Here is a 19588-nt window from a genome sequence, read left to right as displayed (position 1 = left end):
TGACGCGCCACGCCATCACCATAGTGTCCACTATCGATGGTGGACACTATCCGCCCCTCTCACCACGCGGCAGGGCGGTCAGGCCGGACGCTTACGATGGAACGACAAAAAGCGCCCCTGGGGGCGCTTTTGGGTCTGTCTGTCAGATTTCGGTGGTTGCGGGGACAGGATTTGAACCTGTGACCTTCAGGTTATGAGCCGAACATTCTGACTTTGCGGATTCCCTTGATTTCAAACCCTTAAGGCACAAGACTTTGAATTGACGCTGTCTTCTTCCAGAACTCGACGACTTTCGTCGTCAACCGCCGGATTCCGTTGTGGTCGACGCGACGCTCGCGGGTTGACCAGACGTTGACAAGAGTACCAACGACCATCTTGATCACAATCAAAATGGGGCGAGAGCGCACGAACATACGTAGCTCGCCCTGTCATCAATAGCCTGCTGCTACCTAGCTCGCGTGCGCTGCGGGTCACGCAAGCGATCACGCACTTGATCATAGATTTCGTTCACGCCGGGCATCGCGATTGTGACCGCCAAGCCGAAGGTGACCGCCTCATCAATGCGGGCACCTTGATCCGGCTCGCGCTGAACCCACAAAGGCAAAGTCATGTCAGCGGTCACAACGGCGGCGCTATCCCCGCGCCAAGAGCGGGTGTAGACGGTACCGCGATTGGTTTGGTTCAGATCGGGCTGATCTCCATGAGCTTTTACGCTAAGGCGGTCGATGTCTTCAGGATCAAGGATCTTCATCCTTACCGTTCGGTAGGAACGACGCCCGGCGAGGACGGGGGTGAACCATGCCAAGGTTGCGGACAAGGAATGCGGCACTGTCTTACCGCCGTATGCAACCGGGATCGGTACCGAGACTGCTAACCGTTGCTCCGGACCCAATTCACCCGTTGCAAAAAATGTTGCCCGATCCGCTGCGCATGCGACGGCCTCATCAGTGTCGACGGGCCCATATCCAACGAAGCGGCGAATATTATCTTTCTGCCTCGGGGCCTGCCCCCTACCATGCGGACCGAGTAGTCGACGAACAAAAGACGCAGTCGCGTCCGGCCATCTAGCGGGGTGTACGAGAAGCGCCTTGAGCAGCACCGCGCGCTGTCGCGAGGGCAGATGTAGAAACGCCTCGCCATATGCTGCTTCCAGCGCATCGTGAATGCGATGTGCAGTTCGCGATGCCAGGGATGTCGCCGCACTCGTGCCATTGGTGTAACTCTCGGCGCCCTCCAGTCCCTGACCGGAAGGTGGCGCGGCAACCTTGAGACCCGCTCCGCGACTTGGACGACCAGGCGCAACCCGGATCGCCGCGCCGTTGCCGCTGGCGGTGACGCGCAAATGTTCGCGCGCGCCGGGCAGTAGGAGGTCGGGCTTTACCGAACCGGCAAAGCCAGGTCCGAGCGCGCTGGATGGGTTTGATGTATCCAGTCTGGGAAAGGGATCGACGTTAGTGCGAGCGAACACACGATCAGCGGCAGAAACCCAGTCCGAGTTCTTTGCACCGATGGTCAGTCCGTTGACGGTCTCACCCGGGGCCAGCAGGCGACGATCCGCCTGAATTTTAGCTAGCGCATGGACAAGCGCTGATGATCGAGCGTCTGGCGTGGCGCCTTCGAGATCTCCGCTTGTCGCGAAGCCTGGAATTTCGAAGTCCCCGGTGATGTTTCCGGCACTGACCAAAAAAAGAATCCCGAACCTATAGGCAAGCCGGTCAAGGAGCCTCGCCCACGGAGACATCTGGCCTTGGAACTGCCGATGTCGATTTCCAAGCGACAGATTGACAATGATGACGTGGCGGGCCGTAGGCTCCGCTGTTTCCCGCATTTGCAGGACAGCCTGATAGATTACATCGACAATCAGCCTGTCTTGAGGAAACTCGTCTGAGGCTCCGAGGACAGGAATACAGTGAATCCGGCGAGGCAGAGGAGTATCAGAGCGATTACGGTCACCATGTATGATCAGCGAGGCCATTGCTGTGCCATGCACACGCTGGTTTACAAGCGCGGCTGGCTCTAGCCCAAAGATGTCGTCAACAATCAAGTGCTGTCGCAAGAGTGGATGGGCCGCGACTGGAACTCCGTCAAGCAACGCCAGAATAGCATCAGGAGAAAGCTCTCTACTCTGGTCGACCGCCCCTATGGGTAGCAGATCTTCTACATCCAAGGCAGTCGCCACGCTTTGAGGCCTGATGTGCATGACAGGATCGAGTCCCGCGACGCTTGACTGGGCGCGATCCACAATTGCGCGAATTGCACCCACCGGCAGGCGGGCCAAAAGGGCATGATAGGATATATCATCGAGCCTTGCCCGGCTGATAATATCTCCGCCGCGCTCCCTGACTGCCGTCACAACTTCAGTTTCGTTCAATGTGCCAGCTGCGGCCTGCGCGCGAAAGACCAGCTCAATCTCAAGTGTAACCAGCTCGTCATCAGCACGCCCAGCGATCTGCCCACTCAGGATTTCACGATCAGAACCTTGAACCCTGTCGGACGGTCCCCAGGGCCGTAGATCGCGCAGGCAGTCAAACACGTTACGCCACGGGGTGAAGCCAGAAGGAACCTCCCCTGTTTCCAACCATTTAGTCCAGAGCCGGAGTAGTTGCCCTAGGGCCTTGGCGTCGGGCACGAGCAGATAAGCGACAGGCTGCTTATCCTCGTCAGAGGGCAGCTCTTCCTCATCTATCAATTCAAGACCAGCCACCTTCGTGATCGCACGGGCAAAGTCCTGGATGCTTCCACGCACCTCGAAGACCAGCAACCGTTCCGGTGCAAGTGCTGAAGGATCTTGCCTGAGTTCCAGACCAGCAGGATCCCGCGCAAGCACATCGGCCAATCGCTGGAACTTGGGGCCGTGTCTCTGTCCCTGCGTCTGCCGCTGGAACTTCTCGGGCGCCTGAGGGAAACCGGGGCTATCCTTTGTCAGACGCGGCTGGGGTTTTCCGGGTTCGAGCCTTAGCAGCGGTTTTCCCGGGTCGTTGACCATCCAATAGCGCCTCCGGCCTCACTCGGGAGGCCCAGAGATCGAGCTCGATCTTCAGAGCCGTGTCGACGGACACATCTCCCAGTCCCAATATCTGCCTTCGACGCACACTCTGACAAAAATCAAGCGCCTCGGCATAACTAACCGCCCCAAGCTTTCCGGCAATCAGTCGGATCGCGAGACTTGGCCTATCTGGCCAATGAGCAATCACGCGGTCAAGATACTCTTCGACCCTAGCCTTATCCGGTGCTGGAAAATCGAGTCGTAGCTGGAACCTTCGCCAGACCGCTTTGTCCAGTAATTCGCCATGGTTGGTCGCTGCAACCACAATCACATAGCTCGGCAACTGATCCAGTTGCATCAGAAGGAACGAGACTACCCGCTTTATCTCTCCGGTTTCATGAGTATCGCCCCGTTCTTTGCCGATTGAGTCAAACTCGTCAAAGAAAAGGACGCTAGGCCGGGTGCGGACATAATCGAACAGCTTCCGCAGGCGCGTATTTGTTTCACCCAGATAGCTTCCGATCAAAGCATCGTAACGTACCATGAAGAACGGAAGGCCAAGAGCTTCGGCCACAGATTCGGCGAAGGACGTCTTTCCGTTTCCGGGAGGTCCAGACAGGAGAACACGGTGCCGAGGCTCATACCCATGCGCACGAAGCACATCGGCCCTTACATGTTCCTGCACCAGCTGCCGACCGTTTTCTTGTACCGGAAGCGGTAGGAGGAGCTGCTCCATCCTAGCCCGCGGTTCGATTTCCAGAATGGCATCTTTGCCCGCCCCAGACTGCAGCGAGGCCGATGTCAAAGGTGGTGGTGATACCGGGACATTCGACATCGCCTTCTCGAGGCGATCAGCAACAATGTGATGGTTTTGAGCACGTTCCTCGGCCACCAAGGCCTCGGTGGTCGATCGCAGCATATCCCGATCACCGGCGGCACCGGCGCGCACAAGAGCTATCAGGAGGTCACTTCTCGCCATGGTTCAGTCAATCAGAGTTCGCACTGCTTCGGGGAATCCTACAAGGAATTTGTCGAGGTGTCTTGCCCACAAATAGGCCAAAGGCCAGATACCGTTGCTGTCCAAGAACCACCAGATGCAACAATCGGCCGCTTTGGACCGGGTGCGTGTTATCGCTGCTACTTTGGCGTGACATCCCTCATCCCCTTTTGCAGCTGCAGCGCCACCTGGTCGACGGTGAACTTGAACCCCTGCCCATCCGGTATGCGCACAGCCGAAACCGGGTACTTGGGGCGGCGGGGATCGATGCCGGTGATCCGGAAGGACTCGCGCCCTGTGCTGAACAGGCGGCCGAAATCGGCCGGAGACAATCCGTAAGCTTCGGCCAGTGCCTCGAAGCGCAGCCTTTCCGGGTCAAGGGCCGTTCCATCGGCCATCGGGATCGACACACGGAACGCGAGGTCGAACCCCCATCGCAGATCTATCCCCGCGATGTCCTTCGCCTCCACCACCAGACCATGGCGGGCGGCGACGTCTTGGCACGCCTTCAGCATATCTTGCTGGAGCCGCTGGCAGAGCACGGGGGTCAGGTTTCGCGGGGGCTTGGTACTTGGCATCGTGCTGTTGAAATTGGGATCGCCACCAGTGCTAGCCCATGATCCGGCCGCGATCAAACCGGCATCGGCGGATCACCCGCATTTCGGTGCTACGATGGTGTCGTGCGCTGGGCGTTTCGGCCTAACCCGCTGATCTCCGTACCCGGAACGCCCCTCCCCACCCCAATTCCACCTTCCGCCTGTATTCCGGTCCCTGCCCCGTGGTCCGACTTGATAGTGGCACGGGTCTACGCCTGTGTCGTCGGGCAAGGAGGCGGGATGGATGGTCAAGAGACTAAAACTGAATGAGAAAACCCTGCGCGAGGCGGAGCCGAAGCCCGGCGTCAGCTATCAGATTTTCGACACGGATGTGATCGGCTTTGCTGCCCGGGTGCAGGCTTCCGGCGCGCGGACCTTCACCATCGACTACCGCCATGCAGGGCGGCAGCGGCGGATGACCATAGGGCGCTGGCCCGAGTGGAGCGTCGCGGCCGCGCGCGAACGCGCCAAGGAACTGCGCCGCGCCATCGACGAGGGGCAGGATCCTTTGGCGATGCGCGACGAGTGGCGCGGAGCCCCGCGCATCACCGACATGATCAACCGCTACATCGCCGAGCATCTGCCGAAACTGGCCAAGACCAATGCGGGCGACCAGGTCTCGATGCTGAAGAAGATGGTCGAACCCGCCTGGGGCAACCGGCTGGTGACGGAGATCACCAAGTCCGACGTCGCGAAGTTCCTCGATTTCGTGGCCGAGGGGCGACCACGTCCCTGCAAGGCAAAGCCCAACAACCGGGCCCGCAAGCTGCAGGGTCACAAGCCCACCCCGATCCGGGCCAACCGGATGGGCGAGGTGCTGCGCAAGATGTTCACGCTGGCGGTGGAGTGGGAATGGCGGACGGACAACCCCGCGCAGGGGTTCCATCGTCGCATCGAACACGCCCGCGAACGCTTCCTGTCGCCCGAGGAGCTGACCCGGCTGGCGGTCGTTCTGGATACAGCTGAGGATCAGCGCGCCGCGGGAATCATCCGCATGTGCATGCTGACCGGCGCCCGGTTGGGCGAGGTGCGCACGGCGCGGTTCGAACAGTTCAACCTCGACTATGCCATCTGGTCGAAACCAGCCTCGACCACCAAGCAGCGCAAGATCCATCGCGTCCCGATTTCGCAGGACGTTGCGGCCATCGTGCGGCTGCGCCAACAGGCGGTGCCGAACGGCATTCCATGGCTGTTCCCCGGCGACACGGTTGGTCAACCTGTGCGGGAAATCCGCCGCTTCTGGGCCAAGGCTCAGAAGGATGCCGGGCTGGCCGACGTCCGCATCCATGATCTGCGCCACACCTTCGCTTCGCTGCTGGTCAGCGGCGGCGCATCACTGGAAATGATCGGCAAGCTCTTGGGCCACAGTCAGATGCAGACCACCCAGCGCTATGCGCACTTGATGGATTCCCCCATGCGCGCAGGCGTCGACACGGTGGCCAGCCTCCTGCGGCCGCGGCCGCGCCTCGTGCATGGCGCGGCGCAGGACGGGGCCGACCTGCCGAAATCGGCCTGACCCTCACACGGTCTCCTCGCCGCGCAACTTGCGCCAGAGGGACATCAGTCTCTTGCGGATGGTGCTTTCATCCGGCACTTCGCCCGACTTCGAATTCTGGACGAACCAGTCTTGAACCAGCGAAACCAGCGCGGTCTGGGTGTCGGGCACGCCTTTCTCGAACAGGAGAACGGTCAGCCACGCATACATGGAATCCCAATCGTAACGAGGACTGGCGCCGATGGTGACCGAGGCACAGCGCCGGGCCTATCGCATCGCCGACAACAAGCTGACCGAACTGGGCGGGTGGGACGAGGCGCTGCTGCTGGAAGAACTGCGGGGGCTGATGGCCGAGGATTTCGACCTCGGGCTGATCGGGATCCCCGAAGATGAACTGGACGCGCTGCTGAACGATGCAGACGGCCGCGCGCCCATCGACGATGACGCGGCCGACACAATCCCCGAGGCCCCGGCAGAGCCGATCACCCGCCCCGGCGATGTCTGGGCGATGGGCAATCACCGGCTGATCTGCGGCGATGCCACCGACCCGGCCGTGGTGGCGCGGCTGATGGACGGGGCGCAAGCATCGCTGATGTTCACCTCCCCGCCCTACGCGCAGCAGCGCGATTATGGCGCCGCGAAGGAAAAGGTCGGCGATTGGGATGCGCTTATGCAGGGCGTCTTCGCAGCGGCGCCGGTCACCGCCGCCGCCCAGCTGCTGGTCAACCTCGGCCTCGTCCACCGCGATGGCGAGTGGGTCCCCTATTGGGAGGGCTGGGTAGACTGGATGCGCGCGCAGGGCTGGCGGCGCTTCGGCTGGTATGTCTGGGATCAGGGGCCAGGCCTGCCGGGCGACTGGAACGGGAGATTGGCTCCGTCGCACGAGTTCATCTTCCACTTCAACCGCCAGCCGCGGAAGCCGAACAAGACAGTCGAGAGCAAGCACGCGGGCGAAACCCTCGGCGGAGGTGGTTTGCGCGGCACCGACGGCACGGTCCACCGCAAAACCGGCTTCGGCAACGCGATCCAGAGCCACCGCATCCCGGACTCTGTGTTCCGGATCATGCGCCACAAGGGCGGACTGGGTGCCGCCGGATCTCACCCTGCCGTGTTCCCGGTGGCGCTGGTCGAGGCCGTGCTCGAGGCCTTCACCGATCCCGGCGACCTGGTGTTCGAACCTTTCTGTGGCTCCGGCACGCAGCTGATCGCCGCGGAACGCACCGGGCGGCGCTGCTGCGCTGTGGAACTGGATCCGGTATATTGCGACGTCGCGGTGCGGCGGTGGGAGATGGCGACGGGGCGGAAGGCTGTATTGGCGGTGGAGTAGCGCCATTTTGGCGGGCCTTTGGAGGCTTGGATCAACCTCAAACCAAGTCTATTCTCCCTGTCATCAGCTTCCGGATGAGATGGTGGATCCTTGGGAATCGAACATTGGGATGAAACCAGACAGCACTGGATCCTTTATCGCAGTGAGGCAGAACATAGTGCGGATTGCCGGGCCTATCCCTATGACGCCGTACCCGGGCGGATTTTTCTCGACACGAATGTTGTGAACCTGCTCGTGAATTACCCAGACCAGATTTTCGAGCAGCAGCCGCTACCGAGTATCGAGGACGCGTTACTTGCAGAGGACCTCGAAGCGCTTATGCACATCTTCTACGTTGGCAGGCGGGCAAACTGGGCGATCATGGCATCCCGAAAGACGCTTGATGAGGTTGACAATACGCCCGATCCCGAACACCGCCAGCGGCTGCGAGACTTCGCTGTAGAGTTGATTTCGCCTGAAGACGAAGCGAACGCTTACGCTTCCGTGGTCGGGCGGCGCATGATCGATGCTCCTTTCACCCGCCGATTGCCCGACAAAGCGGATCGGGAACTGATTGGAAATGCAGTCGGCCTCGAATGTGACGTCTTCTGCACAAGAGATCGGCGGACAATTATCAAGAAGCGCGACCAGTTGAGGCTATTGCCGATCAGGGTTCTCACTCCTTTGGAGTGGTGGCGGCATGTTCGTCCTTGGGCTGGCCTATGCACCTAGGCGGGCCCTACTGAAACCCATTTGGCTCCCGCCTAAGAAATTGCCTCTTTGACGAGGCGATATACGGTTCCCCTGCCCTTGTCTTTCTCGGCGCTGATGGGCAGGCTCAGCCTCTTCTTCAAGGCGCCCGAGATCGAGCCGCGGACGGTATGGGCCAGCCACCCGGTGGCCTCGACCATCTCGGCGACCGTCGCGCCCTCGGGGCGCTGGAGCATGGCGATGATCTGCGCCTGCTTGGTGCCAGCGCGAATGGCGACAGGCGTCGCGTTGTCGGTGTCGTCGGGCGTGCGCTCTGCCTCTTGCTTCGGCTTCGCATTCCGCGCGCTGGCGAGTGCGATGGCCACCACCGGCTCGATCCCGATGGCCTCTAGCCCGGCCTCGGTCGCGATCAGCGTGGTGCCGTGGCCGTCACCGGTCTCGCGCCACATCGGCTCATGGCGGCGCAGGTTGGCGTCGACCTCCTCGAGCCAGCCGCGGGCAATCATCTTGCCGACGACCATCTTGGCGGCGGCGCCGACCAGCCCCTCGGGCAGTGGCAGGGCGAGGTTGCCCGGCCGCGTCGCGGCGCGGGACAGGATCAGGGACTGGGTGTCGGACGGGGTGGTCATCGGGGCCTCCGTGGCTGTGGGCGCGCGGTTTGCGCGCCTTCTACGAAGGCAAGCCCCGTCATCGGACGGGGCGGCCGTCGCGCCGTATGGGCGCGTCAGGCGGCGTGTTCGCCTTCCTTGAAGGCGCTGTCGGTGATCTGGCGCAGCAGGCCCGCGTAGTGCTTCAGCGTGCCGACATGGCCCCAGTTGATCTCATCGGGGTGGGTCTCGAAGTGGTCGTCGCTGAGGGCCGTCAGGCGCTCCAGCATCGTGTCGATTTCGGCCTTCGCGGCGATGAAGGCGTCGAGGGCCTTGTCGTTCGGTTGGGCGGCGCGGCGGGTGGTCATGGCGGGGCATCCTTCGGTGAGTTGCATCGTTCTTGTGCGAACACCATCGCTCTGTCGGGCGGATGATCGTAGGCAAATCGGAGCAATATTAGTGCTTTCTGATCGCTTCGGTCAGATCAGCCGCATCTCGGCCAGCGTGCGGCTGGCGGCACCCAGCTGGGCGGTGGGCAGTTCAATCTTGAGGTGCGACAGGACGTCGGACGCCTCGGCCGGGATGCCGTTCTCGCGCAGCGCCTGCTCGATGACCTCGGCGACGGCGTCCGGGCGGCTCAGATCGAAGCCCTCAGGGAGGGCGGAGTAGTCGATGCGGATGGTGGTCGTGGTCATGGTGAAGCCCTCCTGGGGTCGGCGCGATGCGGCCTGTTGATGGACAACAGAATCGCTCTGGAGGGGGAGACAATCAACGGGAATGATTGATATTTCCCGTTTATTTTCAATATCTTGATAGGCTTCACAGCGCCATGAAAGGCATGAGCGAACGCGAGTATGCGGCGCATTCCGGGCTGTCGCGCGGCGGGGTGCAGAAGGCGCGCAAGAACGGGCGGCTGGTGGTCTACGACGACGGGTCGATCAACGCCGCGGCCTCGGATGTGCGGCGGGCCGAGATGACGGATCCCGACCAGCAGCGTCGGTCGCTTGGCGGGGACGGGCTGGCCAGCGGTGCGGGCGAGACCTCGTCCTACATCAAGGCGCGCACGCTGCTGACAGTCTATGCCGCGCAGGACAAGCAGATCGCGGTCCAGAAGAAGAAGGGCGCGCTGGTCGACCGCGCGCGGGCGGAAACGCTGGTGTTCCGCCTGGCGCGGCAGGAACGGGATTTCTGGGTGACCTGGCCCGGACGCGTAGCCGCGCTGATGGCGGCGCAGATCATGGCGGAGGTGGAGCGGCAATCCGGGGCATCGGTGACGATCGAGACCGCGATCATGCAGAGGGTGCTGGAAGCCCATGTCCGCGAACAGCTCGACGCCCTCGCCGACCTCCGGGTCTCGCTTGCATGATGAGGACGATGACAACGACCTGACCGCGGGTCTCGATCTCGGCTTCGACGGCGCCGAGGATTTGCTGCGGGTCTGGCGGCAGGGGCTGCGCCCCGACCCGAACCTGACGGTGTCAGAGTGGGCGGATCAGCATCGCTGGCTGTCGTCGCGGGGCGCGGCCGAACCGGGGCGCTATCGCACCGCCCGCGCGCCCTATCTGCGCGAGATCATGGATGCGCTGTCGCCCAGCCATCCGGCGCAGCGCATCACCTTCATGAAGGCCGCGCAAGTCGGCGCGACCGAGGCTGGCAACAACTGGATCGGCTTCGTCATTCATCACGCGCCGGGGCCGATGCTGGCGGTGCTGCCGAGCCTCGAACTGGCGAAGCGCACGTCACGCGGCCGACTTGATCCGCTGATCGCGGACAGCCCGGCCCTGCGCGAACGGGTGAACCCGGCACGGTCGCGGGATGCCGGGAATTCGATGCTGTCGAAGGAATTCCCCGGCGGCATCCTGGTGCTGACCGGGGCGAACAGCGCCACCGGCCTGCGGTCGATGCCCGCGCGCTATGTCTTCCTCGACGAGGTCGACGCCTATCCGGCCTCGGCTGACGAGGAAGGCGATCCGGTCACGCTGGCAGAGGCGCGGACGACGACCTTCTCGCACCGGCGCAAGGTGTTCATGGTCTCGACCCCGACGATCCGGGGGCTGAGCCGGATCGAGCGCGAGTTCGAAGCCTCCGACCAGCGGCGTTACTTCGTGCCCTGCCCGCATTGCGGCACAATGCAGTGGCTGCAGTTCGACCGGCTGCGCTGGGCGAAGGGGAAGCCGGAAACTGCCGCCTACCATTGCGAGGGTTGCGAACGCCCTATCGCAGAGCATCACAAGACCGAAATGCTGGCCCGCGGTGAATGGCGGGCAACAGCCGTCTCCAAGGATCCGAAGGCCATCGGCTTCCACCTCTCGGCGCTCTATTCGCCCTTGGGCTGGAAAAGCTGGTCCGACGTCGCGCGGGAATGGCTGGCCGCCCAAGGGTCGGACGAGACGTTGCGCGCCGCGCGCAACACGCTTCTGGGCGAGACATGGGTCGAAAGCGGGGACGCGCCGGAATGGCAACGGCTGGCAGATCGGCGGGAAGCCTGGAAGCCGGGCACGGTGCCCATGGAGGGGTTGTTTCTGACGGCCGGTGCTGACGTCCAGAGGGACCGGATCGAGGTCGATATCTGGGCCTGGGGCCGAGGAATGGAAAGCTGGCTCGTCGATCACATCGTCATTCCGGGCGGGCCCGACGATCCGGCGGCCTGGGACAAGCTGACCTCTCTGCTAGGGCGCAGCTGGCAGCATGCCAACGGCGCCTACATGACGGTGGCACGGCTCGGCATCGATACCGGTTACGAAGCCGCGGCGGTCTACGCCTGGTCGCGCAAGGTCGGGTTCGAACAGGTGGCACCGCTGAAGGGCCTCGAAGGGTTCAACCGCGCCGCGCCTGTCTCAGGCCCGACGTTCGTCGATGCCACCATCGGCGGCAAACGTCTGCGCCGGGGCGCGCGGCTCTGGTCCGTGGCGACCGCGACCTTCAAGGCCGAGACCTACCGCTTCCTGCGGATCGAACGGCCCTCGGAAGAAGACCGGGCACTGGGCGTTCTCGATGCGCCGGGGACCGTGCACATCCCCGGCTGGGCCGACACCGAATGGCTGAAGCAGCTGGTGGCGGAACAGCTGGTCACGATCCGCAACAAGCGCGGCTATGCCCATCAGGAATGGCAGAAGATGCGCGAGCGGAACGAGGCGCTGGACTGCCGGGTCTACGCTCGTGCCGCGGCATGGATCCTCGGCGCCGACCGATGGGACGAGGCGACCTGGCGGCGGCTGGAAGCGCAGGCGGGCGTGGAAACGCGCCTGCCCACAGCCACAGCAACCGACATCGCCACACAAGACCCGGCCCAGCCCAAGGCCGGAACCCTGACCACGCCACGCCGGAAACGGCGGGCCTACACCCCGAACTTCATGAGGAACTGATGGACCTGGAACGCATGCAGGCCCTGCTGACCGTGCTGCAGGAAGCCCGCTTCGCCGGGCTGCGAAGCGTCAGCTATGATGGCAAGACCGTGACCTATGGCTCGGACGCGGAACTGGCGGCGGCGATCCGGGATCTGGAGGGGCGCATCGCCACTGCCTCTGCCACCCCGCGTCGTCGCCGCTGGGGCACGGTCGCGACGAAGGGTCTGTGACCATGGTGCTCGACGCCTTCCGTCAGCGCCTCGGGTCCATCATCGGCGGGTTTGATGCCGCACAGTCCCACCGCCGCATGCGCGGATTCCGGGCCACTCGGGCCCATGTGAACACGCTGATCGCCGCCTCGGGCGAAACCATCACCGCCCGGGCGCGCTGGCTGGTGCGAAACAACGGCTATGCCGCAAACGCGGTCGATGCCTTCGCGAACCATGTGGTGGGCGACGGGATCAAGCCTTCGTCCAAGATCGCCGATGCGGCGAAGAAGGAGGAGTTGCAGAAGCTCTGGCTTGCCTGGACCGACGAGGCGGATGCCGAGGGGCTGACCGACTTCTTCGGCCTCCAGCGCCGGGCGGCGCGGGAAGTGTTCCTCGCGGGTGAGGTCTTCCTGCGGATCCGCACCCGGCGGCCGGAGGATGGGCTGACGGTGCCGATGCAGCTTCAGATGCTGCCGTCAGAAATGCTGCCGCAGGACATGACCCGCGTGCTACCCGGTGCGGGATCGATCCGGCAGGGCATCGAATTCGACGGTATCGGCCGCCGCGTGGCCTATCACTTCCTGCGCCGCCACCCGGGCGACATGACCGATCCGGGGCTGGCCGGGGAAACAGTGCGCGTGCCCGCGTCCGAGGTGATGCACATCCTCGACCCCGTCGAGGCAGGCCAGCTGCGCGGCGTATCGCGCTTTGCCGCGGCCGTGGTGAAGCTCTTCACCCTCGACCTTTACGACGATGCCGAACTGGAGCGGAAGAAGACCGCCGCGATGTTCGCGATGTTCATCACCTCTCCCGCTCCGGAAACCGCCCTCGATCCGGCCGAGGACGATCTGGAGGTCGAACCCGGACAGGTGGTGCGGCTGGATCCCGGTGAGGATGTCACCACGCCCTCGACGCCGGATTCCGGGTCCACCTATGAGCCGTTCCAGTATCGCACGCTGTTGCAGATCGGCGCCGCGCTGGGCGTGCCCTATGGTTATCTCACCGGCGACACGGCGAAGGGGAACTTCTCCAACACCCGGATCGCGCTCGTCGATTTCCGCCGCCGCATCTCCGCCTTCCAGCATTCTGTGATGGTCTATCAGCTCTGTCGCGCGGTCTGGACGCGCTGGATGGACATGGCGGTGCTGGCGGGCGCCATCGATCTGCCGGGCTATGCGGCGGAGCGGCGCGCGTATCTCGCCTGTGACTGGCTTCCGACGAAATGGGACTGGATCGACCCGGCCAAGGATGCCGCGGCCGAGATCCTGCAGATCGAGGCGGGCCTGAAATCCCGCACGCAGGCCATAGCCGAACGCGGCTACGACGCCGAACAGGTCGACCGGGAAATCGCCGCGGAACGGAAACGCGAGGCGGAGTTGGGTCTGGACTTCCGGCGGCCGGGATCGCCCGCACAGGCGGCGGGTGGCGGCGCTGCGCCCGGTGACACCGAGGGCGAGCGGCCGGATCAGCAGGACGACGGCAATCAGGAAGAGGATGGCGAGGACCGGGAACCCCGGCCTGCGGAGGACGCATGATGCACCACACCCAGATCGCCCAGCGCGTCTTCAACACGCCGTTGATGGTCGATCCCGCCAAGGCGCTGGCCTTCCTGACCGGGCTGGGGCCCCGGATCACCGGGCGGGAGATCAGTGTCGAAGGGCTGGAAATCGCGGCCGAAGACGGGGATGCAGCCGCACTGCCCGCCCGGGCGTCGCTCTTTGGCGACGACCTGACCAGCCGCCAGGCGCGGAACGGAAGCCAACCCTTCGGGGTCGTGGACGGGATCGCTGTCATCGAGATCGCGGGCACGCTGGTGCATCGCGGCGCCTGGATCGGTCAGTCCTCGGGGCTGACATCCTACGAAGGGATCGCGGCGCAGCTGCAGGCTGCTCTTGCCGACACGGCGATCCGCGGCATTGCCCTCGACATCGACAGCTTCGGCGGCGAGGTCGCGGGGGCCTTCGATCTGGCGGATCGCCTCCGAGCCGCGCGTCAGGTCAAGCCCGTGCAGGCCTTCGTCGCGGATCATGCCCTTTCGGCCGCCTACGCGCTGGCGTCCCAGGCCGACCGGATCATCCTGCCCCGCACCGGCGCGGTCGGCAGCATCGGTGTCGTGGCCATGCACAGCGACATGAGCGGGGCGCTCGACCAGAAGGGGATCGCCGTCACGCTGATCCATGCCGGGGCCCGCAAGATCGATGCCAATCCCTATCAGCCGCTGCCCGAAACCGTCCGCGCCCGGATCGCAGGGGAATTGGAAGACCTCCGCCAGCTCTTCGCCGAAACCGTCGCCGAGGGTCGTGGTCGTCGCCTCGACACCCTTCGCGCGCTGGGCACCGAGGCCGCCGTCTTCCGCGGCGAGGCGGCCGTCTTCGCCGGTCTCGCCGACGAGGTGGCCGATCCCGTCACCGCCTTTCGCGCTTTCGCCGCCGCACCCCGCGGCACATCCACCCCCAAAGGAAAGGGCCCGATGATGACAACTGCCCCCGAAGATCATGCGCAGCTTCCGGCCGCGCCTGCCGCCAGCTCCCCGCCGGAGCCGACCCCGCCCGCGGCAATCGCACCGCCGCAGACGGCGGCGGCCGCGATGTCGCCCGAAGCCATCCGCGCGGAGGCGGCAGAGGTCGCACAGGTCTGCGCACAGGCCGCGCGCCTCGGCGTCCAGATCGACGCCGCCGATGCCGTCGCCAAGGGCGTGAAACCCGAGGCCCTGCGCGCCAAGGTCCTCGCCGACCTTGCCGCGCGCAGCGATGCCGCAGGCATCATCGCCACCGCTCCTGCGGCTGGCACCAAGGAAAGCCCCATTGTGGCGGCCGCGAAGAAATCGGCCGCCGCCTCGCGCTGATACCGGCGCAAACATCGCGCCCAGCGCACCCATCCCCCAACTTCCTGGAGACTGAACCATGCCCGTCCTGACGGAACCGCCCAGCATGGGCGACGTCCTCAAATATGAGGTCAACCCGAACTACACCCGCGAGGTGGTGACCCTGCTGATCGGCACCAACTACCCCTCCGGTGCCGTCCTCGGCCGCGTCACCGCCAGCGGCAAATACACCCTCTCGCCCGCAACCGGCGCCGACGGTTCGCAAACCGCAGTCGCCGTGCTCCTCTATCCGGTGAACGCCACGCTGGCAGACGCCGTGGGCATCGTGGTCACTCGTGGCCCCGCCATCGTCTCGCGCGCCGCCCTCGCGTACGAGTCCACCGTCAACGACGCGGCCAAGATCGCCGCCAAGATCACCCAACTGGTCGCCGTTGGCATCATCGCCCGCGACGGCGTCTGACGCAGCCCTCCCGGCCGCGCCCCCCCTCATTCCCCCGGAGCCCCACCATGACCATCGTCCGCAATCCCTTCGACGCTGGCGGCTATTCGCTGGCCGAGATGACGCAGGCCATCAACATCCTGCCCAACCTCTACACCCGCCTCGCCCAGATCGGCCTCTTCCGCTTCGAAGGTGTCACCCAGCGCTCGGTCATCATTGAGCAATACGAAGGCGTCCTCAGCCTCCTGCCCTCCGTCCCACTCGGCGGCCCCGCCACCGTCGGCACCCGCGAGGGCCGGTCGATGCGCAGCTTCGCCCTGCCGTGGATCCCGCATGACGACGTGGTCCTGCCCGCCGACATCCAGGGACAGCCCGGCCTCGGCGCCTTCGACGCGGCCGATCCCCTCGTCGAGGTGATGAACCGCAAGCTCCTGCTCATGCGCCGCAAACATGCCCAGACGCGGGAATACATGGAGATGAACGCGCTGCGCGGCATCGTGAAGGACGGCGCGGGCACCACCCTCTACAACTACTTCACCGAATTCGGCCTGGCTCAGATCTCGGTCGACTTCGTGCTGGGCACGGCTGGCACGAACGTGCAGGGCAAGGTCCGCGAGGTGCTGCGCGCCATCGAGGACAATCTGCTGGGCGAGGCCATGACCAGCGTGCATGCCCTCGTCAGCAGGGAATTCTTCGACAAGCTGATCGCGCACCCGAAGACCGAGGAAGCCTACAAGTTCTACGCTTCGACCGGCGCGCAGCCGCTGCGCGAGGATGTGCGCCGCAACTTCCCCTTCGGCGGCATCCTGTTCGAGGAATACTCGGGCACCGTCACCCTCTCGACCAAGGCCACCGAGCGGCTGGTCCCGGCGAACGAGGGGATCGCCTTCCCGCTCGGCACGATGGACACCTTCACCACCTACGGCGGCCCGGCGAACCTGCTGGAAACCGCCAACACCATCGGCCTGCCGCTCTACGCCCGCCAGCATCTCGACGAGAAGGGCCGCTGGATTGACGTCATGACAGAAGCCTCCATCCTGCCGGTGAACAAGCGGCCGCGGCTGGCGATCCGTCTGCACACGTCGAACTGACGGGCGCAGCCCATGTCCGTCTTCGCCGCTGCCATGGACCGCATCTTCACCCATGCGTCCATGGCGGCCCCGGCCCTCTGGATCTCGGCCACCACATCCGAGGAACGCCCGATCCGCATCATCCGCCGCGCCCCGGATCGCGTCACCGACTTCGGTGCTGGCCGGTTCGTCAGCGACACGACGGTGGTGGACGTGCGCGTGTCCGACCTCCCCACCCCGCGGCCGGGCGATGTGATCATCATCGGTGCCGACAGCCATGTGATCCAGGGGGAACCCCTTCGCGACCGCGAACGGCTAATCTGGACGCTGGACCTGAGGCCTGCATGAGGCTCAAGCTTGAAATCAGCCCCGACCTCGCCGCTCTGATGCAGGCGGAAATCGCCGCCGGTGAAAAGGCCGTCACCACCGCCATGCGCGAGGCGGGCACAGGCCTGAAATCCGCCTGGCGCGGCCAGATCACCGGCGCGGGCCTTGGCACCCGGCTCGGCAACTCGATCCGGCTGGCCACCTATCCCAAGGGTGGCGAGAGCCTGAACGCTGCGGCGCTGGTCTGGTCGAACGCCCCAGTGATCGTCGGCGCGCATGACACGGGGCCGCTGATCCGGTCCAAGAACGGGTTTTGGCTGGCCATCCCCACCCCGGCCGCGGGCAAATCCACCCGCGGCGGACGGATCACCCCCGGCGAATGGGAACGCCGCACGGGGTTGCGGCTGCGGTTTATCTATCGGCGCCGGGGGCCAAGCCTGCTGGTGGCCGAGGGGAGGCTGAACAGCAACGGACGCGCGGTGGCATCACGAGCCAAGTCAGGCCGCGGGCTGACCACCGTGCCAATCTTCCTCTTGATGCCGCAGGTCAGGCTACGCAAGCGGCTGGACCTCGCGCGGGATGCCGAGCAGGCCATCGATGGCGTGCCGGGACGGATCGTGGCGGGGTGGCATCAGGTGTAAGTGCCGTCGCGATCTTCCTGATAGTCTCCAACCACCCAAATGAAACTCTGGATATCGATACGGTCTCGCGGCTGCAGATCAGATAGTTCGCGACTGGTTCGCTCCACGAGGTCCAGTAGGCTGGCATAGACATCAATGTTCAGGCGCGCCTCGTAGTTGGACGCGAAGGGATGGCCCACTCGTGCAGCATAGTCCTTTGTGACCTCGGGCTTGAGAAACATATGTCTATCGGGGCGCCAGAGGTACGGCAGATAGGTCACAACCGTCCACTTGGCGCAATCATGGGGCTTGAGGGCCGCTTCCAGTCGGCCAAGGCTATTCTTGTCCGCACTCTCGGTAAACTCGGCAGCCGCCCGAATGACGGCATCGGAACTCGGGCCTCGGAATACGTCCTGCAACCGCGTCTTTTCAAACGGTGAAAGCATGTTTGTCGCACGATAAGCCGACAAGATCGCTTCGCCATATCCTGAACCGGTTATCGCCATTTCAAGGGGCGCAGTCGCATCCAGCTTGTTCTTTGCGGCCAGCTTGTAGTCCCGCTCCTGGGCGGCATAGCCCTCTGAATGAAAACCGTTCGGAAAAAACTTCAGAAAGCGGCTTCGAGCGCCCGAGTAGCCGAAATACTTCGGATCAGACTTGCCAGATTCGTCGTGCAGTTGCTGCCAGACGCGATCCGCATCGGTGCCTTCCACGCAAACTTTGCCATCGGCAAGCCCATAGAATTTGCCGTCTTTCTCCGCCAGCCTCAGCGCCCGCTTGCCGAGATTGCCTTGGCGAATTGTCCTGGCTGCGCCCATGCCTGTGCTCCAATGCTCAACCTAAGGGCAAAGCATAGCCGCTGATGCCTTCATAAAGAAAGACCTGCACAGGTCTGGCCTCCAATCACGTCACTGTCCGCCAGCTAAAGAAAAATGCCCAGCACCCGCGAAACCGTCCTCGCCGCTCTTCACGCTCGGCTTCAGCCGCTTGCCGCCCTCACCCTGCGTGACGAGGTGCTGCCCGAGCGGATTCCGGCGGCCGGGCTGATCATCCTGCGCGACGGTCAGCCGGGCGAGCCCGAGGTGACGCTCTCGCCCCTGCGCTACCACTACCAGCACCGGGCCGAACTGGAGGTTGTCGTCCAGGCGGGAACCGGCCGGGCCAGCGCTTTCGACGACCTGATCGGCGCAATCGGCGCGGCGCTGGAGGCCGACCGGACGCTGGGCGGCCTCTGTGACTGGGTCGAACCGGAGGCCCCGGCCTCGGTCGATCTGCCCGTCGAGGGCGCAGCCACCCTGAAGGCGGCAGTGATCACCGTCGTCCTGCACTACACCACGACCGGCCCCCTGGCCTGACACCCCCACATCCAAGGAGACCCCCATGGCACGCGCTCACGGCGCGCGGGCGCAGATGGCGCTTGCGTTCGAAACCGTCTACGGCACCCCGCCCGCCAGCGGCTACCGGCTGATGCCCTTCGCCCGCACCACGCTCGGCGCGGAACAGCCCCTGCTGAATTCGGAACTGCTCGGCTATGGCCGCGATCCCCTGGCCCCCATCAAGGACGCGGTCACCGCCGATGGCGAGGTGGTGGTGCCTATCGATGTGGAGGCCTTTGGCTTCTGGCTGAAGGCGGCCTTCGGCGCCACGACCACGACGGGGACCACGCCCAAGACCCACACTTTCCAGTCAGGCAACTGGACGCTGCCCTCGATGGCCATCGAAGTCGCGATGCCCGAGGTGCCGCGGTTCGCGATGTACGCGGGCTGCATGATGGACCAGCTCAGCTGGCAGATGAACCGCTCGGGTCTGCTGACGGCGACCGCCCGGCTGATCGCGCAGGGCGAAGCCATCGCAGCCGCCACCGCGGCGGGAACGCCCACCGCGCTGGGCCTGCAGCGCTTTGGCAATTTCAACGGGGTGGTGAAGCGCAACGGAACGGCGCTGGGCAATGTCGTCTCGGCCGAGATCACCTATTCCACCCACATTCTCCAAGTAAGTCGCTGATTTCGCTGTCGTAATCGTGATATTTCGCATATAAATCATGGCGTTGACGGCTGCGAGGGGCGCGTTTCAT

General features: G+C 64.4%; 21 protein-coding genes and 1 pseudogene. 14 read left to right on the top strand and 8 right to left on the bottom strand.

Annotated elements, in window-relative coordinates:
• Window positions 1-445 precede the first annotated feature (445 nt).
• The 3 genes from ACFOMH_RS20120 to ACFOMH_RS20110 all read right to left on the bottom strand — a co-directional run bounded on the left by ACFOMH_RS20120 (window position 446) and on the right by ACFOMH_RS20110 (window position 4561).
• Window positions 446-2986 (bottom strand): S8 family peptidase, encoded by a 2541-nt coding sequence (locus tag ACFOMH_RS20120; RefSeq protein ID WP_377746714.1) that lies wholly within the window; start codon window positions 2984-2986, stop codon window positions 446-448.
• Window positions 2913-3965: an AAA family ATPase gene (locus tag ACFOMH_RS20115; RefSeq protein ID WP_377746713.1), complete on the bottom strand. Its 1053-nt coding sequence runs from the start codon at window positions 3963-3965 to the stop codon at window positions 2913-2915. Before ACFOMH_RS20115 ends, ACFOMH_RS20120 begins: the two co-directional genes overlap by 74 nt.
• A 158-nt stretch (window positions 3966-4123) precedes the next feature.
• Entirely contained in the window at window positions 4124-4561 is a 438-nt protein-coding gene (locus tag ACFOMH_RS20110) for a hypothetical protein (protein ID WP_377746712.1), read from the bottom strand.
• A 262-nt stretch (window positions 4562-4823) separates the two neighbouring features.
• Here ACFOMH_RS20110 and ACFOMH_RS20105 point away from each other — a divergent pair, with 262 nt between their 5' ends.
• Window positions 4824-6095 (top strand): tyrosine-type recombinase/integrase, encoded by a 1272-nt coding sequence (locus tag ACFOMH_RS20105; protein ID WP_377746717.1) that lies wholly within the window; start codon window positions 4824-4826, stop codon window positions 6093-6095.
• A gap of 3 nt (window positions 6096-6098) precedes the next feature.
• On the opposite strand, the gene ACFOMH_RS20100 is transcribed toward ACFOMH_RS20105, so the two are convergent.
• Window positions 6099-6284 carry a hypothetical protein gene (locus ACFOMH_RS20100; RefSeq protein ID WP_377746710.1) on the bottom strand — a complete coding sequence of 62 codons (186 nt, stop codon included), beginning with the start codon at window positions 6282-6284 and terminating at the stop codon, window positions 6099-6101.
• 31 nt (window positions 6285-6315) lie between these two features.
• On the opposite strand from ACFOMH_RS20100, the gene ACFOMH_RS20095 reads away from it, so the two are divergent.
• Window positions 6316-7401, top strand: coding sequence for a DNA modification methylase (locus ACFOMH_RS20095; RefSeq protein WP_377746708.1), 1086 nt, complete (start codon window positions 6316-6318; stop codon window positions 7399-7401).
• A 90-nt stretch (window positions 7402-7491) separates the two neighbouring features.
• Complete coding sequence (locus ACFOMH_RS20090) at window positions 7492-8112, top strand: hypothetical protein (RefSeq protein WP_377746706.1); 621 nt, start codon at window positions 7492-7494, stop codon at window positions 8110-8112.
• A gap of 32 nt (window positions 8113-8144) precedes the next feature.
• On the opposite strand, the gene ACFOMH_RS20085 is transcribed toward ACFOMH_RS20090, so the two are convergent.
• From ACFOMH_RS20085 to ACFOMH_RS20075, 3 genes are all read right to left on the bottom strand, one after another.
• On the bottom strand, window positions 8145-8720 hold the full coding sequence (locus ACFOMH_RS20085) for a DUF3489 domain-containing protein (RefSeq protein ID WP_377746704.1): 576 nt from the start codon (window positions 8718-8720) through the stop codon (window positions 8145-8147).
• A gap of 95 nt (window positions 8721-8815) precedes the next feature.
• On the bottom strand, window positions 8816-9046 hold the full coding sequence (locus ACFOMH_RS20080; RefSeq protein ID WP_377746702.1) for a hypothetical protein: 231 nt from the start codon (window positions 9044-9046) through the stop codon (window positions 8816-8818).
• A 111-nt stretch (window positions 9047-9157) separates the two neighbouring features.
• Window positions 9158-9373 carry a hypothetical protein gene (locus ACFOMH_RS20075; protein WP_377746701.1) on the bottom strand — a complete coding sequence of 72 codons (216 nt, stop codon included), beginning with the start codon at window positions 9371-9373 and terminating at the stop codon, window positions 9158-9160.
• A 134-nt stretch (window positions 9374-9507) separates the two neighbouring features.
• On the opposite strand from ACFOMH_RS20075, the gene ACFOMH_RS20070 reads away from it, so the two are divergent.
• From ACFOMH_RS20070 to ACFOMH_RS20030, 9 genes are read left to right on the top strand one after another with little or no spacing between them, the layout of a single operon-like run.
• Window positions 9508-10044, top strand: coding sequence for a hypothetical protein (locus ACFOMH_RS20070; protein ID WP_377746699.1), 537 nt, complete (start codon window positions 9508-9510; stop codon window positions 10042-10044).
• A complete protein-coding gene (locus ACFOMH_RS20065) occupies window positions 9992-12043 on the top strand; it encodes a phage terminase large subunit family protein (protein WP_377746697.1) in 2052 nt (683 codons plus the stop codon). The genes ACFOMH_RS20070 and ACFOMH_RS20065 overlap by 53 nt, the downstream gene beginning before the upstream one ends.
• Window positions 12043-12255, top strand: coding sequence for a phage head-tail joining protein (locus tag ACFOMH_RS20060; RefSeq protein WP_377746696.1), 213 nt, complete (start codon window positions 12043-12045; stop codon window positions 12253-12255). The genes ACFOMH_RS20065 and ACFOMH_RS20060 overlap by 1 nt, the downstream gene beginning before the upstream one ends.
• A gap of 2 nt (window positions 12256-12257) precedes the next feature.
• Window positions 12258-13769 (top strand): phage portal protein, encoded by a 1512-nt coding sequence (locus ACFOMH_RS20055; protein ID WP_377746695.1) that lies wholly within the window; start codon window positions 12258-12260, stop codon window positions 13767-13769.
• Window positions 13769-15079 carry a S49 family peptidase gene (locus tag ACFOMH_RS20050; protein ID WP_377746715.1) on the top strand — a complete coding sequence of 437 codons (1311 nt, stop codon included), beginning with the start codon at window positions 13769-13771 and terminating at the stop codon, window positions 15077-15079. Before ACFOMH_RS20055 ends, ACFOMH_RS20050 begins: the two co-directional genes overlap by 1 nt.
• Before the next feature lie 58 nt (window positions 15080-15137).
• A complete protein-coding gene (locus ACFOMH_RS20045) occupies window positions 15138-15518 on the top strand; it encodes a head decoration protein (RefSeq protein WP_377746694.1) in 381 nt (126 codons plus the stop codon).
• A gap of 47 nt (window positions 15519-15565) precedes the next feature.
• A complete protein-coding gene (locus ACFOMH_RS20040; protein WP_377746693.1) occupies window positions 15566-16588 on the top strand; it encodes a major capsid protein in 1023 nt (340 codons plus the stop codon).
• Window positions 16589-16600: 12 nt separating this feature from the next.
• Entirely contained in the window at window positions 16601-16915 is a 315-nt protein-coding gene (locus ACFOMH_RS20035; RefSeq protein WP_377746691.1) for a head-tail joining protein, read from the top strand.
• On the top strand, window positions 16912-17535 hold the full coding sequence (locus ACFOMH_RS20030; protein ID WP_377746690.1) for a DUF6441 family protein: 624 nt from the start codon (window positions 16912-16914) through the stop codon (window positions 17533-17535). The genes ACFOMH_RS20035 and ACFOMH_RS20030 overlap by 4 nt, the downstream gene beginning before the upstream one ends.
• Here the strand turns inward: ACFOMH_RS20030 and ACFOMH_RS20025 are convergent.
• Window positions 17526-18332 (bottom strand): hypothetical protein, encoded by an 807-nt coding sequence (locus tag ACFOMH_RS20025; RefSeq protein ID WP_377746689.1) that lies wholly within the window; start codon window positions 18330-18332, stop codon window positions 17526-17528. The genes ACFOMH_RS20030 and ACFOMH_RS20025 overlap by 10 nt on opposite strands.
• A 114-nt stretch (window positions 18333-18446) precedes the next feature.
• On the opposite strand from ACFOMH_RS20025, the gene ACFOMH_RS20020 reads away from it, so the two are divergent.
• Both ACFOMH_RS20020 and ACFOMH_RS20015 read left to right on the top strand, forming a co-directional pair.
• The gene (locus ACFOMH_RS20020) at window positions 18447-18869 is read left to right on the top strand and encodes an acyl-CoA transferase (protein WP_377746687.1); all 423 of its coding nucleotides are present in this window, start codon (window positions 18447-18449) and stop codon (window positions 18867-18869) included.
• A 25-nt stretch (window positions 18870-18894) separates the two neighbouring features.
• A pseudogene (locus ACFOMH_RS20015) lies at window positions 18895-19500 on the top strand (phage tail tube protein); the annotation flags it as partial.
• Between the last annotated feature and the right edge of the window lie 88 nt (window positions 19501-19588).

The organism is Paracoccus mangrovi (genome assembly GCF_042648425.1).
In the GTDB taxonomy this organism is placed as follows: Bacteria; Pseudomonadota; Alphaproteobacteria; order Rhodobacterales; family Rhodobacteraceae; genus Paracoccus; species Paracoccus mangrovi.
This window is presented reverse-complemented; position numbering and strand designations above follow the sequence as displayed.

Coding starts and splice junctions, on each gene's coding strand:
- ACFOMH_RS20080 (WP_377746702.1), bottom strand. CDS start 9,046: ATGACCACCCGCCGCGCCGCCCAACCGAACGACAAGGCCCTCGACGCC.
- ACFOMH_RS20115 (WP_377746713.1), bottom strand. CDS start 3,965: ATGGCGAGAAGTGACCTCCTGATAGCTCTTGTGCGCGCCGGTGCCGCC.
- ACFOMH_RS20110 (WP_377746712.1), bottom strand. CDS start 4,561: ATGCCAAGTACCAAGCCCCCGCGAAACCTGACCCCCGTGCTCTGCCAG.
- ACFOMH_RS20070 (WP_377746699.1), top strand. CDS start 9,508: ATGAAAGGCATGAGCGAACGCGAGTATGCGGCGCATTCCGGGCTGTCG.
- ACFOMH_RS20025 (WP_377746689.1), bottom strand. CDS start 18,332: ATGGGCGCAGCCAGGACAATTCGCCAAGGCAATCTCGGCAAGCGGGCG.
- ACFOMH_RS20045 (WP_377746694.1), top strand. CDS start 15,138: ATGCCCGTCCTGACGGAACCGCCCAGCATGGGCGACGTCCTCAAATAT.
- ACFOMH_RS20120 (WP_377746714.1), bottom strand. CDS start 2,986: ATGGTCAACGACCCGGGAAAACCGCTGCTAAGGCTCGAACCCGGAAAA.
- ACFOMH_RS20035 (WP_377746691.1), top strand. CDS start 16,601: ATGTCCGTCTTCGCCGCTGCCATGGACCGCATCTTCACCCATGCGTCC.
- ACFOMH_RS20055 (WP_377746695.1), top strand. CDS start 12,258: ATGGTGCTCGACGCCTTCCGTCAGCGCCTCGGGTCCATCATCGGCGGG.
- ACFOMH_RS20060 (WP_377746696.1), top strand. CDS start 12,043: ATGGACCTGGAACGCATGCAGGCCCTGCTGACCGTGCTGCAGGAAGCC.
- ACFOMH_RS20075 (WP_377746701.1), bottom strand. CDS start 9,373: ATGACCACGACCACCATCCGCATCGACTACTCCGCCCTCCCTGAGGGC.
- ACFOMH_RS20040 (WP_377746693.1), top strand. CDS start 15,566: ATGACCATCGTCCGCAATCCCTTCGACGCTGGCGGCTATTCGCTGGCC.
- ACFOMH_RS20105 (WP_377746717.1), top strand. CDS start 4,824: ATGGTCAAGAGACTAAAACTGAATGAGAAAACCCTGCGCGAGGCGGAG.
- ACFOMH_RS20100 (WP_377746710.1), bottom strand. CDS start 6,284: ATGTATGCGTGGCTGACCGTTCTCCTGTTCGAGAAAGGCGTGCCCGAC.
- ACFOMH_RS20095 (WP_377746708.1), top strand. CDS start 6,316: ATGGTGACCGAGGCACAGCGCCGGGCCTATCGCATCGCCGACAACAAG.
- ACFOMH_RS20085 (WP_377746704.1), bottom strand. CDS start 8,720: ATGACCACCCCGTCCGACACCCAGTCCCTGATCCTGTCCCGCGCCGCG.
- ACFOMH_RS20030 (WP_377746690.1), top strand. CDS start 16,912: ATGAGGCTCAAGCTTGAAATCAGCCCCGACCTCGCCGCTCTGATGCAG.
- ACFOMH_RS20050 (WP_377746715.1), top strand. CDS start 13,769: ATGCACCACACCCAGATCGCCCAGCGCGTCTTCAACACGCCGTTGATG.
- ACFOMH_RS20065 (WP_377746697.1), top strand. CDS start 9,992: ATGTCCGCGAACAGCTCGACGCCCTCGCCGACCTCCGGGTCTCGCTTG.
- ACFOMH_RS20020 (WP_377746687.1), top strand. CDS start 18,447: ATGCCCAGCACCCGCGAAACCGTCCTCGCCGCTCTTCACGCTCGGCTT.